The sequence below is a fragment of the Pseudomonas sp. FBCC-B1667 genome (assembly GCF_059133255.1).
On the sequence record NZ_CP101437.1, the window covers coordinates 1620056 to 1635380 of the forward strand.

14 protein-coding genes, 1 tRNA gene and 2 pseudogenes are annotated in these 15325 nt (G+C 56.9%); 9 read left to right on the plus strand and 8 right to left on the minus strand.

Annotation, left to right across the window (positions count from 1 at the left end):
- Positions 1-55 precede the first annotated feature (55 nt).
- Positions 56-1204, plus strand: a complete 1149-nt coding sequence (gene yiaY / locus NL116_RS07145; RefSeq protein ID WP_494376578.1) for an L-threonine dehydrogenase — start codon at positions 56-58, stop codon at positions 1202-1204.
- On the opposite strand, the gene NL116_RS07150 is transcribed toward yiaY, so the two are convergent.
- Both NL116_RS07150 and NL116_RS07155 read right to left on the minus strand, forming a co-directional pair.
- Positions 1201-2367, minus strand: coding sequence for an MFS transporter (locus NL116_RS07150; protein WP_494376579.1), 1167 nt, complete (start codon positions 2365-2367; stop codon positions 1201-1203). The two genes, yiaY and NL116_RS07150, sit on opposite strands and share 4 nt — an antisense overlap.
- Positions 2368-2385: 18 nt before the next feature.
- A complete protein-coding gene (locus NL116_RS07155) occupies positions 2386-3618 on the minus strand; it encodes an aminotransferase class I/II-fold pyridoxal phosphate-dependent enzyme (protein WP_494376580.1) in 1233 nt (410 codons plus the stop codon).
- A gap of 152 nt (positions 3619-3770) precedes the next feature.
- Here NL116_RS07155 and NL116_RS07160 point away from each other — a divergent pair.
- The 6 genes and pseudogenes from NL116_RS07160 to NL116_RS07185 form a co-directional block, all read left to right on the plus strand.
- Positions 3771-4109: pseudogene (locus NL116_RS07160) on the plus strand (type 2 periplasmic-binding domain-containing protein); the annotation flags it as partial.
- A gap of 194 nt (positions 4110-4303) precedes the next feature.
- Positions 4304-4414, plus strand: a pseudogene (locus NL116_RS07165) (glutathione transferase); the annotation flags it as partial.
- A gap of 65 nt (positions 4415-4479) precedes the next feature.
- Positions 4480-5118 (plus strand): LysE family translocator, encoded by a 639-nt coding sequence (locus NL116_RS07170; RefSeq protein WP_494376581.1) that lies wholly within the window; start codon positions 4480-4482, stop codon positions 5116-5118.
- 18 nt (positions 5119-5136) lie between these two features.
- Positions 5137-6486, plus strand: coding sequence for a sensor domain-containing protein (locus NL116_RS07175; RefSeq protein WP_494376582.1), 1350 nt, complete (start codon positions 5137-5139; stop codon positions 6484-6486).
- 117 nt (positions 6487-6603) lie between these two features.
- Entirely contained in the window at positions 6604-6762 is a 159-nt protein-coding gene (locus NL116_RS07180; protein WP_081744010.1) for a KGG domain-containing protein, read from the plus strand.
- Positions 6763-6837: 75 nt separating this feature from the next.
- Positions 6838-7341 (plus strand): DUF4142 domain-containing protein, encoded by a 504-nt coding sequence (locus tag NL116_RS07185; protein ID WP_494376583.1) that lies wholly within the window; start codon positions 6838-6840, stop codon positions 7339-7341.
- Positions 7342-7407: 66 nt separating this feature from the next.
- Here the strand turns inward: NL116_RS07185 and NL116_RS07190 are convergent, their stop codons facing one another.
- Complete coding sequence (locus tag NL116_RS07190) at positions 7408-7818, minus strand: low affinity iron permease family protein (RefSeq protein WP_494376584.1); 411 nt, start codon at positions 7816-7818, stop codon at positions 7408-7410.
- A 189-nt stretch (positions 7819-8007) separates the two neighbouring features.
- Between NL116_RS07190 and tam the strand changes: the two genes are divergently transcribed.
- Entirely contained in the window at positions 8008-8778 is a 771-nt protein-coding gene (gene tam, locus NL116_RS07195) for a trans-aconitate 2-methyltransferase (protein WP_494376585.1), read from the plus strand.
- 261 nt (positions 8779-9039) lie between these two features.
- On the opposite strand, the gene NL116_RS07200 is transcribed toward tam, so the two are convergent.
- Entirely contained in the window at positions 9040-9768 is a 729-nt protein-coding gene (locus NL116_RS07200) for a class I SAM-dependent methyltransferase (protein WP_494376586.1), read from the minus strand.
- Between the two features lie 545 nt (positions 9769-10313).
- Here NL116_RS07200 and NL116_RS07205 point away from each other — a divergent pair.
- Positions 10314-10499 (plus strand): hypothetical protein, encoded by a 186-nt coding sequence (locus NL116_RS07205; RefSeq protein ID WP_494376587.1) that lies wholly within the window; start codon positions 10314-10316, stop codon positions 10497-10499.
- A gap of 387 nt (positions 10500-10886) precedes the next feature.
- Here the strand turns inward: NL116_RS07205 and NL116_RS07210 are convergent, their stop codons facing one another.
- From NL116_RS07210 to NL116_RS07225, 4 genes are all read right to left on the minus strand, one after another.
- On the minus strand, positions 10887-11453 hold the full coding sequence (locus NL116_RS07210; protein ID WP_494376588.1) for a DUF2931 family protein: 567 nt from the start codon (positions 11451-11453) through the stop codon (positions 10887-10889).
- 101 nt (positions 11454-11554) lie between these two features.
- Positions 11555-13408, minus strand: coding sequence for a PAAR domain-containing protein (locus NL116_RS07215; protein WP_494376589.1), 1854 nt, complete (start codon positions 13406-13408; stop codon positions 11555-11557).
- A gap of 749 nt (positions 13409-14157) precedes the next feature.
- Positions 14158-14231: transfer RNA gene (locus NL116_RS07220), tRNA-Gly, on the minus strand.
- A 181-nt stretch (positions 14232-14412) separates the two neighbouring features.
- Positions 14413-15297, minus strand: coding sequence for an alpha/beta fold hydrolase (locus tag NL116_RS07225; protein ID WP_494376590.1), 885 nt, complete (start codon positions 15295-15297; stop codon positions 14413-14415).
- Positions 15298-15325 lie beyond the last annotated feature (28 nt).

Here is a 15325-nt window from a genome sequence, read left to right on the forward strand (position 1 = left end):
ATCGGCGTCCCGCTGGATCGACGTCGCCGATTCAGCCCCGCCAGGAGAATCGTTCATGAGCAGCACGTTTTTCATTCCATCGGTGAACATCATGGGCACCGGGTGCCTCGACGAAGCCATGGACGCCATTGGCAAGTATGGCTTTCACAAAGCGCTGATTGTCACCGACACCGGGTTGGCCAAGGCCGGCGTGGCAAAGTTGATTGCGGAAAAACTGGCGATGCAGGACATCGACTCGGTGATCTTTGACGGCGCCAAACCCAACCCGAACATGGCCAACGTCGAACTCGGCCTGGGTTTGTTGAAGGAAAGTCGCTGCGATTTTGTGGTGTCTCTCGGGGGTGGTTCGCCCCACGACTGCGCCAAGGGCATCGCGTTATGTGCGACCAACGGCGGGCAGATCCGCGACTACGAAGGTGTCGATCAATCGAGCAAACCGCAGTTGCCGCTGATCGCGATCAACACCACTGCCGGCACCGCCAGCGAGATGACACGTTTTTGCATCATCACCGACGAATCGCGCCACGTGAAAATGGCCATTGTCGACCGCAACGTCACGCCGCTGCTGTCGGTCAACGACCCGGCATTGATGGTCGCCATGCCCCGAGGGCTGACGGCAGCCACCGGCATGGACGCCTTGACCCACGCCATCGAAGCGTACGTCTCCACCGCCGCCAACCCGATCACCGATGCCTGCGCACTGAAGGCGATTACATTAATCAGCAACAACCTGCGGTTGGCGGTGCGCGACGGCGGTGACATGGCGGCCCGGGAAAACATGGCCTACGCGCAGTTCCTCGCTGGCATGGCGTTCAATAACGCGTCATTGGGCTTTGTCCATGCCATGGCTCACCAATTGGGCGGCTTCTACGACTTGCCTCATGGTGTCTGTAACGCAGTGCTGCTGCCCCACGTTCAAAGCTTCAATGCGCAGGTTTGTGCCCCGCGCCTCACGGATGTGGCCCATGCGATGGGCGCCGATGTCCGTGGTTTCAGCCCTGAAGAAGGTGCTCAATCGGCTATTGCAGCAATCCGTCGCCTGTCCAGTGATGTGGAAATCCCTGCCGGGTTGCGTGACCTCGGCGCCAGACTCAACGACGTCCCCATGCTCGCCACCAATGCGCTGAAAGACGCCTGCGGTTTTACCAATCCCCGGGCGGCGGATCAGCGCCAGATCGAGGAGATTTTCCGTAGCGCCTTTTAGGCCGTTTTACGACCGGGCGCGAGCATGACACACAGCATCGCGCCCAACGCCAGCAAGGTGCAGAGCAACGACAATGGCCATGCCTGTTCACTGGTGATCAGGCTGGCGATACCGCCAATAACGGCAGCCATCAATTGATGAATAAATCCACTTAGCGCCATTGCATACGCACCTCCGACCGGTGAACCGTCGTTGGCCAGCGACAGGCTGATCGGGTACGTCAACGACTGCCCGAACACCGCTACGCAATAGGGCAGCCAGAGCAGTAGCGCAATGGAGGCACCGACGAGGCTGCCCAGCAACATCACCGCGCTCCCGGTCAGCACCAGGCCGACGCCCGCCGTCATCAATCGGCGCTGACCGGTGCGCATTACCAAGGCATTGACCCCCAGCGCCCCCAGAAAATACGCCGCACTGATCGGCCAGCCCAACAGGCCGTATTCGACGGCCGACCAGTTGAACGGCCCTTGCAGAATCAGCGGTGCGGCGGTATTGAAAGCGATGATTACCCCATAACCGAGGCCTCCGGTAAGCGCCGGCAGCAAGAAAGCTCGATCGCGCAGAATGTGCCAGTAACTCGGCCATGCCGAGGACTGAACATTGTCCTCAGACAACACCGCAAACGGCACCCGTGCCACGACCGCCGCCATCAGCAGACTCGCGCCACCCAGCAGATAGAAAATCGCCGGCCAGCCCAGCGCCACCTGGATGACCGACCCCAGGTACTGGCCGATGCCCAGCGCAATCACGAACGAAATCGAAATCCACGACAACGCCTTGGCCAACAGGTCGCCGCGAAAGCTGTCGCGGATCAACACCCGTGCCATGACTGAAATCCCGCCGGCACCAATGCCTTGAAGCAACCGAAAAAACAGAAACGAATCCAGCGTATGGCCCAGCGGCAAGGCGAGGTTGCCCAGCCCGTAGATTCCGAGCGCCGCGAGCAATACCGGTTTGCGGCCGATGCGTTGACCGAGGCTGCCCCAGAACAACATCGGCAGCGCCATGCCGATCAGATACACCGCCAGTCCCCAAGACCCCTGCGAAACGTCGGCGGACAGATGCCGGGCCATCTCCGGCAGCGCCGGCAGGTAAATGCTCATACCCAGTTGAGCGAGAAAAACCGTGCTGCAGGTGACGAGGAGGGTGGTGCTGCTCTTCATGGAATCATCCCTGGATGTCTAACTGGCGTCCCCGGTGCATGTGCGAAAAAGCTCGGTGACGAGTTCACAAAAATGTCGAATCAGCGTCGGCTCCATGTCGGCGCGCAGCGTGATTCTGATCGCCGCCTTGCCTTGTGCAACCACGGGGAAAAACACCGCCGAGGTAAAGAAACCAAGATTGGATAATTCGATGGCAATACGGTTGGCGAGCCTCGCTTCACCGCAGTGGATCAAGCGAATCGCCATGTTGCTGCCGTGTTGTGCGGTTCGAATCAGGCTGTCGAAGAGGCGGATATTAACCTGAAGTTTTTCCTGTAACGCAGCCAATGCAGGCGTGTGATGCAGCTGGATCGACGCTCTACCTGCACCGATGGACGCGCTGTTGAGGCCTTGCGACCAGTTGCTGGGACCGCCGTAGCGTTGAATCAGCTTTTTCTGCCGTTCGTTGCCCAGCATTACCAGCCCGCCGCTGGCGCCGAATGATTTGGCCAATGAGGCGACAATCAAGGCGTCATCCTCCAAGGCCTGCAACCTGGGGCGCACGAGACCCGCACCGAACGTGCCAACGGCGGACAGTGAATGAGAATCGTCGAGGTAAAGAAACAGGCCATAACGGTCCTTCAGGTACAACAGACTGTCCAGGTCGGCGACTCCGCCCACGCTGTAGGCGCCGTCGGCCACATACGCGACCCTGGTGTTTTGCTGGCACTGTGTTTCCAGAAAATCCATATCGTTGTGCGGGCTGGTCACGACCCTGGTTTCGTCGGCGCAGGCGGCTTTGAGGTGACTCATCGAACAGTGCGCCAAGCGGTCGAACACCATCACCGGCGGCCGGTTTTCGGTGAACACGCCGCTGGCCAGCAGCGGCAGGATGCCGGCACTCGCCGCGCTGCACGACAAAGTGCTCAGGCACGTAGTGCCGAACAACGCTGACAGTTCGGTTTCGTACTGATCGAGGATCGCCAGCTTGCAGCGGTTTTTCGAATTGGCAACGCGCAGGGTGCCACTTTCCCACAAGGTGGTCATGGCGCCGTCGAGCAGATCGGAATGGTGATCCAGGCCCAGGTAGGAGGTGGTGCAGAAGTGATGAAAGGCGCGCCCGTGCTGGTCAACCATGCGGTTGCTGCTTCTGATGTCGACATTCAGCCCCGCGACCTTTCCGGCTTCTGCGGTGTCCCAGTCGTGATCGGCCAGCGAGATCAGTTTGCGATAGTTGGTGAAGGTGTTTGCCGCGTGCGTTGTCTGGTCCATTTGAGGTGTCTGTCCTTGAGTGATGAAACCGTCCGTGTGTTGCCAGACTTTACAGAGTGCGGCGTTGGCGCTGAATCGGCCGTTTCCTGTTCGGTTGAGTGTTACAAGAGATTTAGGTGTAGGGCGATGGCGTGTGAGGTTGTGGGCTAAAACCGGGCTATCTCGCCCGCCCGCGTGTCCTGTTGGAAATGCGCGGCAGCGGCACGCCGGAAATCGAACGGGCGCTGACAGCGTTGCGCGAGCGCCGTCGCGTGGCTGTCAGCCTGCCGCACTGGAGCGTTGCGCCGGAATTCATCAGTGGTACGGATTTGGTTCTGACGGTGGCGTCGCGTGGGCTGCGCGATGTTGATGAGCGATCATTGGTCGTGGTGCCGCCACCGTTTCATATTCCGTCGTTTACGTTTGTGTTGGCGTGGCACAAGCGGCGAGGTGGGGATCAGGCGTTGAATTGGTTGAATGGGCGGATTGGGGGCGCAATAGCGCGCGGTTAATCGCGAAGTTCCTGCATGCTTACTCGCGACGGTTTTTTCGCTCAAGCGAACTGTATTGTGGTCGAGATGAGCAATACGATTTTGAGATTCATCTATCAGCTGATATCAGTTACCCGTTTGCCAATGACTGCTTGCAGTTCATTTTGGCCCGCGAAATCACCATCGCCCGCCTCACTCAGGGCTTGCTGATTGTCGTCGATCCGGACGGCCACAAGCTTGAAGCCCATGTCGGCGATCTCGCGTCACGGCTGGCGGCCTGTCGGCTGCGGCCCTATGCCGGAATGAAGTTCTTCGACGATCAGTAAGTCCGCGCGCCGGGACCTGATATAGACTGGCGCCCATTCACCACACCGTTCAAAAGGATTTCCCGATGACCCCATCGCTGCTAATGGCTGTTCTCGCCTCGGGCTTTATCTACGGCATCACGCCGGGACCGGGTGTGTTGGCGGTATTGGGCATTGGCGCGGCGCGGGGTCGGCGGGCGGGGGCGGGGTTTTTGTGTGGGCATCTGCTGGGCGATGTGGTCTGGTGCAGTACCGCATTAATTGCGATTGTCGGCGCGCGGGAAATCGGCAGCACGGCGTTTGATGTGTTGGGCGTGTTCAGCGGGTTGTATTTGTTCTGGCTCGGTTTGCGTGCCGTGCGGGCGAAGCGCAGCAGTGCCGAAGCGCCTCAAGGCCCGGCTCGCCAGCCGTTCTGGCACGGCATTCTGTTCGGTCTGACCAATCCCAAGGCTTACCCGGTGGCAGTGGCGACGTTCACGGCGCTGCTGTCGAGCCGCGCGGAGTTGCTGCACTGGTCGATGCTGCCGTGGTTGATTGTGCTCAGCTTCGTCGGCGGCCTGATCGCTTACGCTATTCTCATCGGCATCGTCGGTGCGCGGCAGGTTCGTATGTTGTATCAGCGCCACGAACTGGCAATCACGCGGTTGTGCGGGGTCATGTTTATCGGTTTTGCCATTAATACCCTGGCGCACGCGTTGCCGGGGCTGGTCACAAACAAGGCTTGAGGCCATATGCAGGACACCATGGCATCCAGAAATTCCGCGCCGTTGGCGAGCTACATTGATCTGTTGCTGGACGCCGTTTGTGCGGTCGACAAGCAAGGTCGCTTCGTTTTTGTCAGTGCGGCGTGCGAGCGTATTTTCGGCTATACCCCCGAGGAGCTGATCGGCCAAGCGATGATCGACATGGTGCATCCTGGCGACCGCCAGCGCACGCTCGACGCCGCTCGGGAAATCATGGGTGGCGAGCCTAAACTCAATTTTGAAAACCGCTACCTGCGCAAGGACGGCCAAGTTGTGCATATCCTCTGGTCGGCACGCTGGTCGGAAGTCGATCAGCTGCGCATTGCTGTGGCCCGGGACATCACCGAACGCAAGCAGGCCGAGTCTCGGCAAGCGGCGCTGTATGCAATTTCCGAAGCGGCCCACGCGGCGGAGGATTTGCTGGCGCTGTTCAAGCGCATTCACTTGATCATCGGCGAATGGCTGCCCGCGCTGAATTTCTCCGTGGCGCTGTATGACGAGCATTGCGCGCAGCTGAATTTCCCCTATCACGTCAACGACCACGAACTGCAACCCGAGCAGCCGGGCACCATCACCGGGCGCCTGTGTGCGGAAGTGATCCGCAGTGGCCAACCGATTTTGCTGACCCCGGACCAGGACCATTCGCCCGCAGGCTTTCAAATGTTGGTCGCCGGTACGAATTCACCTTGCTGGCTGGGCGTGCCCCTGAATTCGCAAAACGGCACCATTGGCGCGCTCATCGTCAAAAGCGTTCCGGGTGGTGAGCGCTACACCGAGCGGGACAAGGAACTGTTGCAGTACGTCTGCGCGCAAGTCGCGACCGCCATCGAGCGCAAGCAATTGCATGCTCGATTACAGCGCATGGCGCAGTACGACCAGCTGACTCAACTGCCTAATCGCGAATTGCTGCGTGAACGTCTCAAGGCGTCGCTGGCGCTGGCTCGGGCCAATGGCGGGCGGATGGCGTTGCTGTACGTCGACCTCGACCGTTTCAAGGACGTCAACGATACCCATGGCCATGCGGTGGGCGACATGCTGTTGCAAGCGGTGGCCAATCGGATCAAGGGATGCGTGCGCGAAACCGACACCGTGGCGCGTATTGGCGGGGACGAGTTTGTGGTGTTGTTGCACAGCATCCATGGCCAGGAAGACGCCGACAGCGTGGCGGAAAAAATCCTGCAGGTCCTCGCTCAGCCGCTGCGTCTGGACGGGCATAACCTGAACATCCACACGAGTATCGGCGTGGCTCATTACCCCGAGCACGGCATCGAAGAAAAGCAGTTGTTCAGGCATGCCGACGAGGCCATGTATGCCGCCAAACGCCAACATCATCTGCGACTCGACGTCTGATAATTCGCCGCCATTCGTCGCGGCGTTTTCAGGTTTTCTAAACCTTTTGGGGCTCGTTCATTCTGAATGTATGCGGGCTGTTGCTCGTTTGGGCCATTCACCATGAGGTAGAGAATCATGCCTAATTCAAGAAACTCGAACTCGGGAAACTTCGCCAACGATCGAACGAAGGCGTCTGAAGCCGGTCGCAAAGGTGGGAAAACCACCACGACGACTGTCGATAAAGATTCTACGAAACCCGAAATGGGCCGCAAAGGTCCTCAGAAGTCCAAGTAGTGATTGCAGGTGGTTTTGATCGAGAGGCGGGGGCGCAAGCTCCCGCTTGAATTTTTTAACAAGGAGGGCGCGACCATGAGCCGGATGGCCACCCGAATACGTCATGCAGGTTTTGCCACGTTACTGGGATTGTGTGCCAGCAGTGCCTTTGCCCAGTCCCCCGCCGAATTCATCAACGACGCCTCGGCCCAAGGCATGGCCGACATCGAAGCCAGTCGCCTGGCGCACCAGAAAACCGAATCCAAAGAGGTCAAGGACTACACCATCGTCGTCATCAACGACCGCACCACCGCTAACCAGCACCTGGCGAAGATCGCCAGGCAACTGGATCTGCCTGTGGCCCCCCGCGAAGAAGTGGTCGACAAGGCCAAAGCCTTGATGCCGCAAGCGATGGACGGCGCAACCTTTGACCAGGCCTACGCCGCCAGTCAGGTGAAAACCACGCAGCAAGCCATCGAGCAACTTCAGCAGGAAGCGCAAACCACGGACATTCCGCAAATCAAAGCGTTCGCCGAAGAAACCCTGCCCAAACTGCAAAACCATCTGCAAATGGCCAGGGCGTTGCAGGCCGGTCTATAACCCGGTTATTAACGACGTTCAAAGCAAACGGCGCGTGCTTTACATCACGCGCCGTTTTGTTTGTGTTCAACACTTATTCAAACCCTGTTTGCGCTGGCTCGTCGTCGCCAACCCCGCCAGGTCATGCACATCTTTTTCGCCCATAGCGCGATAGTGGCGGCGCAGCGCCTCCAGTTGTTTGAGGTCCAGTAGTTCCAGCCCCAACATCGCGTTCTGCGCCTCCTTGTTCACTCGCAGCAACTCATCGATTTTCAGATGCAGGATGTCGGTGTCGCGGTTCTGCGTGTTCTGGATCAGGAACACCATCAGGAACGTGATGATCGTGGTTGAAGTATTAATGACCAGTTGCCAGGTGTCGTTGAAACCAAAAATCGGACCGCTCAGGGCCCACAAAGCAATAAGAATCAGCGCGCCCATAAATGTCATGGGACTGCCGGCCCACAGGGCGAGTTTCTGCGAGATTTTTGCGAATTTCATTGCCGTGTTCCTTATTGGGATGCGCCTGAATGTGTGACAGCGACGTCATGTTGAAAATTCGACTTACATTCAAACGACCAACGACTGCGCTGGCCAAAGGTGGGATAGGGCAGGCAGCTCCTGCCGAGGTATCGTATCGGACCAGTTGTCTGCTTCTGGCCCACAACTACGCATTGACAGGAGAACGCAATGAGTTGGTCCGCCAAGCAATACGTCGCTTTTGAAGATGAACGCACCCGCCCTGCACGAGACCTGCTCGCCGCTATCCCGCCGGTGGATGCGCGTTCAGCCATCGACATCGGGTGCGGTCCCGGCAATTCGACCGAATTGCTGGTCGAGCGCTTCAGCGGCGCCACGGTGCGTGGGGTCGACAGTTCGAGCAACATGATCGAGGCCGCTCGTAAGCGCTTACCAAACGTGCAGTTCGACACTGTTGATATCGGAACCTGGGACGATAACGGCCCGTTCGACGTGATTTTCGCCAATGCTGTGTTGCAATGGCTGCCCGATCACGCGACGTTATTGCCGTCGCTGGCCTCCCGACTGACCGAGGGCGGCAGCCTGGCCATCCAGATGCCCGACAACCTCAACGAGCCGTCCCATCGCCTGATGCGTGAAGTAGCCGCCGAAGGCCCATGGGCCAGCAAACTGGCGGACGCCGCCGGGCAACGCACCGAGATGGCCAGTGCCAGCGATTACTACTCGATGCTGCGGCCACACTGTGCGCGCGTCGATGTGTGGCGCACCACTTACCATCACCCGCTGGCGGGTGGCGCATCGGGTGTGGTCGAGTGGTTCAAGGGCAGCGGTTTGCGGCCGTTTCTCGAACCACTGGATGACGCGGAAAAGGCGCAATACCTCAAGCAATACCACGCAGCGATTGAGCAGGCTTATCCGGCGTTGAGCGATGGTTCGGTGCTGTTGCCGTTTCCGCGGTTGTTTATTGTCGCAACCCGATAGTGCAAAAAGGGACGGATCGCGCTGAGCGTTATCTGTCCCTGTGTTTGGCACTCAAGTATTCAAAAACAAACGAAGCAAAGCCGAACAACCCGATCATCGAAATGATCATGATCCCCAACTCTGAATTGTCCATGTCGATCTCTAGGTGAATGTTGAGCTGACAGAGTAAAGCACCTGTAGTCAGGTCCAACGCCGCACTACGGCTTCTTTACCGGATTTCAAAGACCTATACGTAAAATATACAAGAACCCGGCGTGGCTCTTAGCGATGAACGCTAACCAGCAACATCATCGGCCGTTCCAGCTCTTCGGCCAGCGCCGGTTGCGCCGCGACCTCGGCATCGCTCGGCCCCCATTCGTTGACATGCTCGATGCTGAAACCCGCGGCAATCAGCGTATTGAACAGCGTGCCAAGGGTTCGGTGCTGCTTGATCACGCCTTCCGCCAGCCAGTTCGTCACCCGCTCGCCTTCCCGCTGATAGCTGTCCACAGGCCACCGCTTGCGGCCCTCGCCGTCGATCAGCCATCCCGGATTGCGCGGGGCCATGAAGATTGGATGCTCGATGGAAAACACAAAGCGCGAATCGGGTTTAAGGGCCGCGTGGATCGTGGCGAACAAACCCGGCAAATCCTTGATGTAGTGCAGCGCCAGTGAGCTGTACGCCAGGTCGAAAACGCCTTTGGGTAAATCAAGCTGTTCCAGATCTGCCCGTGAATAGTGGATATTATCCGCCGATGTAGTTTTACGAGCCTGCTCCAGCATCTTCTCCGAGACGTCCAGACCGAGCACGCTATCGGCGCCTTGTTCACTGGCCCAGCGGCTGAACCAGCCGTAACCGCAGCCGAGGTCCACTACCTTTAAGCCTTTCATCGGCGGCAGCATTGATTTGAGTGCTGGCCATTCCGGTGCTGCGTCGAGGCCTCCAAGGGAGCGGCCCATCTGGCTGTAGCCGTGGAAAAATTCCGGATCGTCGTAGATGTTTTGAGTCATGTCGGGTTGCTCTCGTTGAGATCGTTGGTGGGCGGAATTTGGGCCGCGCCGATTGGTTTCCCTCGAAGCGTTGTGGCGCGTATTCGTTGATGGTCGCGCGGGGGGAGGGGGCGTTGGAGATGGCGAAAATGCGAGAGTATCCCGAAGAAACAAGGGGCAACAAGACGACCAACTGAGCGAAAACAGTTAACGCTGTTTCATGCGCAGCTCTCGGATTTTGCCTACGACCTAAGCGTGAATCACCCGCTATCCACTGGTGGGTAGACGAGACATAGTGCTCCGCAGAACGGACTGCACGATAGGTGATGAGTGATTGACGTCCGACAGATTTTGCCGGCTTCGCAGACAACGACGCTTAGGATGGCGGCTAAAAGCCGAGAAGGATGATCAATGCACCAGAACGATCGCGAAAATTTAGAACTCGATAAGCTATTGGTCGCCGATACTCAACATACATCGCTGGTACTTGAGCTTTGCAACCACACGGCTCACATTGTCAGGAACAGTTCACGGACTCAACACGGTCTGCGAGAGGAGAAAGAAACATGTCCACTCATCGTAGTAATCGAGCAAACATCGAGCAATTGCATCGTGAAATGGAGGCTTTAGCTGAAGAGATGAGACGCCCGGCCCCGACCAAAATCCGCACTACGTTGTTGCCGTTCAGCATCGGTGCTGCATTCGCGCTGACCCTGTTTGTCGCCGTCGCTTTTGTCGCAAAACATCTTTAATTCTCTGTCGGCTCAGATACCTTTTTCGTACTATCGGAGGCGCTGAAACAAACCTCATCGCTGTGCCCTCCTGGCAACCTCCCACCAACTAGCGCTTGTCGGCTATCTACCGTGCACAACTGATCGGGGCAGTCGACTGGCCGCCGAGATACTTTCGTAGAAGCCGTTCGCACCTGGTGCGAGGGGGCGGAATATTTGGGCTGGCAAGGATCGGCGTTGGCCACAGCGGGCTGGTGGGTGGTTACGCGTTTATCAGGGCTTACGATCGAGCGCTTAACAACTCCGATATTGAGGCCGCTTCAGTTGAGCTGCATCGAGCCTACGGCCTGATGTAAAAAGACCGGACAGAAAAAAGCCCGCCATTGGGCGGGCTGAACAACCGGTAATTCACCAGCTTCCGTAGGGTATGCCGTTCTTTTCGATATAGCGTTTGGAATCTTCTTCCAAAGGGAAATAACTTCCTCCCGAGAGTCCTAAAGCAGGCCCCTTGGGTTCAATCGTGGCTTGGCCGCGTGCGACTTTAATTGGCCGTTGGCACTGATCTCGCACCCAGATCTGCACCACACCGCCAGGGGCAAGACCAAGCTGAACAGACCCTCCCGCACGCAAGTCCTTTACTTTCGGGTATTCCAGGCAATCTTTTGTCACTGCATCGCGCAAAATCTGACGCGCACTTTCCGGTATTTCAAACCAACCTTGGTAGGTTTGCGGCTCGACAAGCGATTGCCAGCGCACATAGATGCGAACAGGAATTTTGGCCCCTACTACGGTTTTTTCGTTACCACCAATCCCCTTGCGCCAACCACGAGCGGCGTCTGCTTTACTGCTTTTTCCTCCCGCTGCTACACCGCTACCAACTCGACGATACAAGACGCCATCGATATCAACTACCGCACTGTCTTCTACCCAAACCCTCATAAAATTGGGTTCGGTAAAACCGAGTTCCCATGGCACTGCGTCTGGGTCCAGATGCTCTCCCGAAAGCTCTTTCGCTTGGCAGGCACCCATAAGCAAAGCCCCCAACAAGATCCATAGTGATCGCAAAATTTTGACTCCTAGTCGGGTACATGGGGATGTTGTACGCGAATCCCGTCCGTGGTTGGGGCATTAAAGTAGAGTAAACCCGCACTGGTCCGAGGTGTTGAACCTTGCAAGATTGTCGGTGGGTTCCAGCTGGCCGAGGTGTGAATGTACTTCAATTTGAGCAGTTGCTCCTCGGCGGGAGTTGTACTGTAGTCACCCGCGACGAAGCGGTCACACAGCGCCTGAAGTTCCGATGGGATGGCGTAAGTTGGATATTGCTCATCAAGGTGCTCAAACTTAACTCCTCGTTGCTTGGCCAACTCGTACATGACTCGCAGGTAAACCCGCGACAGCTCGCCACGCACGGATTTCTTGAGCTGCAACGCCGCATAGACACGTTTGTAAGGGTTCAAACGATCCTGTTGAGATGGAGGTAAACCCCGAACATAGGGAGTCACGACCTCCAGCATTTCGGATGGCCAGCCTTTGGCTTCCCACTGCGCCTTCACCTGTTGCGCGTCGCGGTAGATCGAGGTGTATTTCACGTCTGTCGTGACGGGAACATCCAGCGCCTGCATCGGGCTGATCAGCAGGTTCTCTTCGGATTCAGGAAAGTACCCGCCGCCAAGATCCGAGTGGACACCGGGCAATGTGATTTCCAGGTGATCGGGTTTTACTCGATTCAAGGCGAAGTTGGCACGGATTTCATCCCGAGCAGCCAATTGGACGACATTGGGAAACGAGCTGCGAGATAGGTACAGTTTGAGCCCTGGTTGTGTTTGGCTACGTATATAGCCCAGATTGGCCAAGCCACCTACTGACGGCACAGTATCAAACAAGCCAATAAATCCAACGTTGATATCGTGATGGTATTCACCGCTGAATGCTTCGTGGAAGGCTCGTCGAAACGTCTTAATGGTTTGCCCCAAGGGGCCTTGCTGACCTAGAGCCACCTCATTGGCAAAGTGACGTGCAGCAGCTGCGCCTCGGCTGAAACCAAAAACATCAAAAGTAAGGCTTACGATTTTAGAATCGGGGGAGGTTTGGAAAAGCCGGAAAATCCTTTTCCCAATTTCACGGAAAGCATCCTCAACTTTACCGCTTACGCCCGCTGTCCCGCGCCCCATGCTAGCGCCTAACATGCTGTCTGCTTGACCGGTCGACGTACCTATTCCGTCAACGTAAAGCATCTGGGACAAGCTGCCCTGGTGCGAGGACTCGTCAATCTCTTCACTTACATAATACAAATCGCTGAGTTTTTTTATGTTCGACGTATCGTTCGCGTAGCTGCTTTCCGGATCAGCCATATACGGTCTGCAACTGGCGTCCAGGTCCTCAGGCTTGATGGCGTGGGTTGCACCACACAGCTGCCCCATCACGCTGTTATTCGCATTGTTCAATGTGCCATCAAAGAACACGCCAATGCGTAAAGTAATGCCCACCGGTTTTTCATCATCCAGCTCTTCTTCCTCTTCTTCCTCCTCTAAAACCGAGACATCAGCAGTTACGGCCGGCGGTAGGGTAGGCGCAGGTACAGTGACCGGGGGTTGGTAGCTGGAAGGCTCAATCAGATGCGCGAGCATCGGACCAACCGGCGAAACAGGTGCGGGTGTGAAGTTGTTGCCGATGATGATGCTCGATGACCCACCCGTAATGGTGTCGCCATGCGTTCCTTGTGAGCCGGTGACCAGTGCTGCCTGGCCATTGATCTGTACCGAGGACATGGCGGCCATGGTCAAAATACTGCCGCAGGTGGTGCAGTCAGTAACCCGGGCAGCGGGTAGACCATCAAAAAATACATTGGGTGATCCGGACTCAATGGCTGTTCCGCCACAGCGAGGACAGCTCACGGTATCGGTCTTGCGTGCAGCAGGCTTGCCAGACATTTTTGACTTCCATATCAGATTTCATAGAGGCAGTACCTTGCCCACACTCATAAGTAGAAAACAATCAGACGTTTCCCAAACTCGACTACGCAAATAGCTCGTGTCCAGCTGTTGGAACACCAAAGCCTGAAAAATTCCCCGGTTCAAAAAAATCATCGGAAAAAGCACTTATCCCCCTCCCGCCGACGGGCTTTGGGTTCCTTTTCTGTGCAAAGCGGGTGGTGGTGCAAAACAAGGCGGCGCCCAAGCCAGCTGCAGGGCCTGTGAGGCATCTGGCTATTTCACGGAGTGCCGCGAAACCGAGTGACAAAAGCTCCGCAGCCCGCGTAAGTCGTGGCGTTGAGGGGGTGGCGATCAGGCGCACGGGTGGGCTATTTAAAAAGGTATTCAAATACAAAACCCTAATAAATCAACAGTTTGAAAGGTGTGGGTAAATAGCTTCCCTAATTGCCCTATAAATAGCTGGGGTAACCTGAAAAAGAGGATTGTTGAAAGCGCTGAAAGCCTTTCTCTGTCTGCGTTGTAGTAGAGAGAAGAGAATTAAATAGCTTTAATAGTCATTTTAAACTTCAACCGGAAAATCGATTCTGTCCGGAAGAGGGAGGCTATCTGATGGGCGAGGCTCTCACGCTCCGACCATGCGGCTGGTTCGCTAGCATGGGGGGCGGTGGATTCTTGGAAACTGTCACTGAAACTGTCACCAGACGCGATTGGATGTCCGTGGACTGCGCTGGAAGCCTTGAAAATAGTGGAGCGGGTGAAGGGAATCGAACCCTCGTTATCAGCTTGGGAAGCTGGAGTAATGCCATTATACGACACCCGCTCAGAGCGGCTGACTTTGTACCAGATGTGCGCGTGGAAATGAAGTTTTTCTTTGCGCTGGACAGCTTTAGCTCAGATGCAATACGGCACGCACCGCAAAACGGTCTATCGCGGGCAAGCCTCGCGCCTACAGGAATGCGTTCAACTACTGTAGGGCGACGCTTGCTCGCGAGGACGCTGTTTCAGATTGCCAGTGCATGGTGATCCTGGACGTAGTGGTAACGCGTTCGGCTGGGCTGTGGTTCAGGTTTCAGGAACCCCAGCAGTGCATTGCGGCTGTCTCGGCAGGCGGCTTTGTGTTCCATGTCGAGAAAGTGGCCGGTCGCTTCCAGTGTCGTGAAGGTGGCGTGTTGCACGTGGTTGGCGAACAATCGCGCGCCATCGGCGGCGGTGTATTCGTCCCATTCGCCGTTCATGAACAGCACCGGCACGCTGATTTTTTCCGCCGCCTTCAGGAAGCACTGACGATCACTGTGCAGCAGGTCGTTGATGTGAAAGTGCATCTGCCCATATTCATGATCGGCCAGGCTGCTGACGTGCCGGTAGTTGAAGCGTTTGAACAGGGTCGGCAAATGTTTGCCGATGGTGCTGTTCACCAGGTTACCGACCCGGTCACCGTCCCGGCTGCCGAGGTAGTCGACGCCGCGCTCGAGGTAATCGAGCATGTGCGCGTTGATCTCCGGGGAGAACGAGCTGATCACGGCTTTTTCGATCCGGCGTGGCCGGTGGGCGAGGGCGACCAGGGTCGCGGCGCCGCCCCAGGAAAACGACAGCACATGTTCGGCGCCAAAGTGTTCGATCAGCTCCAGGAGGATCTGCCCTTCGACTTCCTTGGTCAGCAATTTCTCGTGCAGGTTGTGCGCCTTGGACTTGCCCGCGTAGGGCTGGTCGTAGCAGACCACGTTGAACTGCGGATGAAGGTTTTTCACGGTTTGTGCAAACGACGCAGTCGTGGCCATCGAGCCGTTGACCAAGATAATGGTCTTCTCTGCGGCGTCTGCGCGATAGAACTCCGTGTAAACCCGATACTGACCCTGTATATCCAGCACAGCGATTTCTGGCCTCATGTCATAAGACTCCTGGCAAGCGGGTATG

What these genes read in the sequence shown, in the direction of transcription:
- yiaY (WP_494376578.1), top strand. Translation starts at nt 56, where the DNA reads ATGAGCAGCACGTTTTTCATTCCATCGGTGAACATCATGGGCACCGGG.
- NL116_RS07150 (WP_494376579.1), bottom strand. Translation starts at nt 2,367, where the DNA reads ATGAAGAGCAGCACCACCCTCCTCGTCACCTGCAGCACGGTTTTTCTC.
- NL116_RS07155 (WP_494376580.1), bottom strand. Translation starts at nt 3,618, where the DNA reads ATGGACCAGACAACGCACGCGGCAAACACCTTCACCAACTATCGCAAA.
- NL116_RS07170 (WP_494376581.1), top strand. Translation starts at nt 4,480, where the DNA reads ATGACCCCATCGCTGCTAATGGCTGTTCTCGCCTCGGGCTTTATCTAC.
- NL116_RS07175 (WP_494376582.1), top strand. Translation starts at nt 5,137, where the DNA reads ATGGCATCCAGAAATTCCGCGCCGTTGGCGAGCTACATTGATCTGTTG.
- NL116_RS07180 (WP_081744010.1), top strand. Translation starts at nt 6,604, where the DNA reads ATGCCTAATTCAAGAAACTCGAACTCGGGAAACTTCGCCAACGATCGA.
- NL116_RS07185 (WP_494376583.1), top strand. Translation starts at nt 6,838, where the DNA reads ATGAGCCGGATGGCCACCCGAATACGTCATGCAGGTTTTGCCACGTTA.
- NL116_RS07190 (WP_494376584.1), bottom strand. Translation starts at nt 7,818, where the DNA reads ATGAAATTCGCAAAAATCTCGCAGAAACTCGCCCTGTGGGCCGGCAGT.
- tam (WP_494376585.1), top strand. Translation starts at nt 8,008, where the DNA reads ATGAGTTGGTCCGCCAAGCAATACGTCGCTTTTGAAGATGAACGCACC.
- NL116_RS07200 (WP_494376586.1), bottom strand. Translation starts at nt 9,768, where the DNA reads ATGACTCAAAACATCTACGACGATCCGGAATTTTTCCACGGCTACAGC.
- NL116_RS07205 (WP_494376587.1), top strand. Translation starts at nt 10,314, where the DNA reads ATGTCCACTCATCGTAGTAATCGAGCAAACATCGAGCAATTGCATCGT.
- NL116_RS07215 (WP_494376589.1), bottom strand. Translation starts at nt 13,408, where the DNA reads ATGTCTGGCAAGCCTGCTGCACGCAAGACCGATACCGTGAGCTGTCCT.
- NL116_RS07225 (WP_494376590.1), bottom strand. Translation starts at nt 15,297, where the DNA reads ATGAGGCCAGAAATCGCTGTGCTGGATATACAGGGTCAGTATCGGGTT.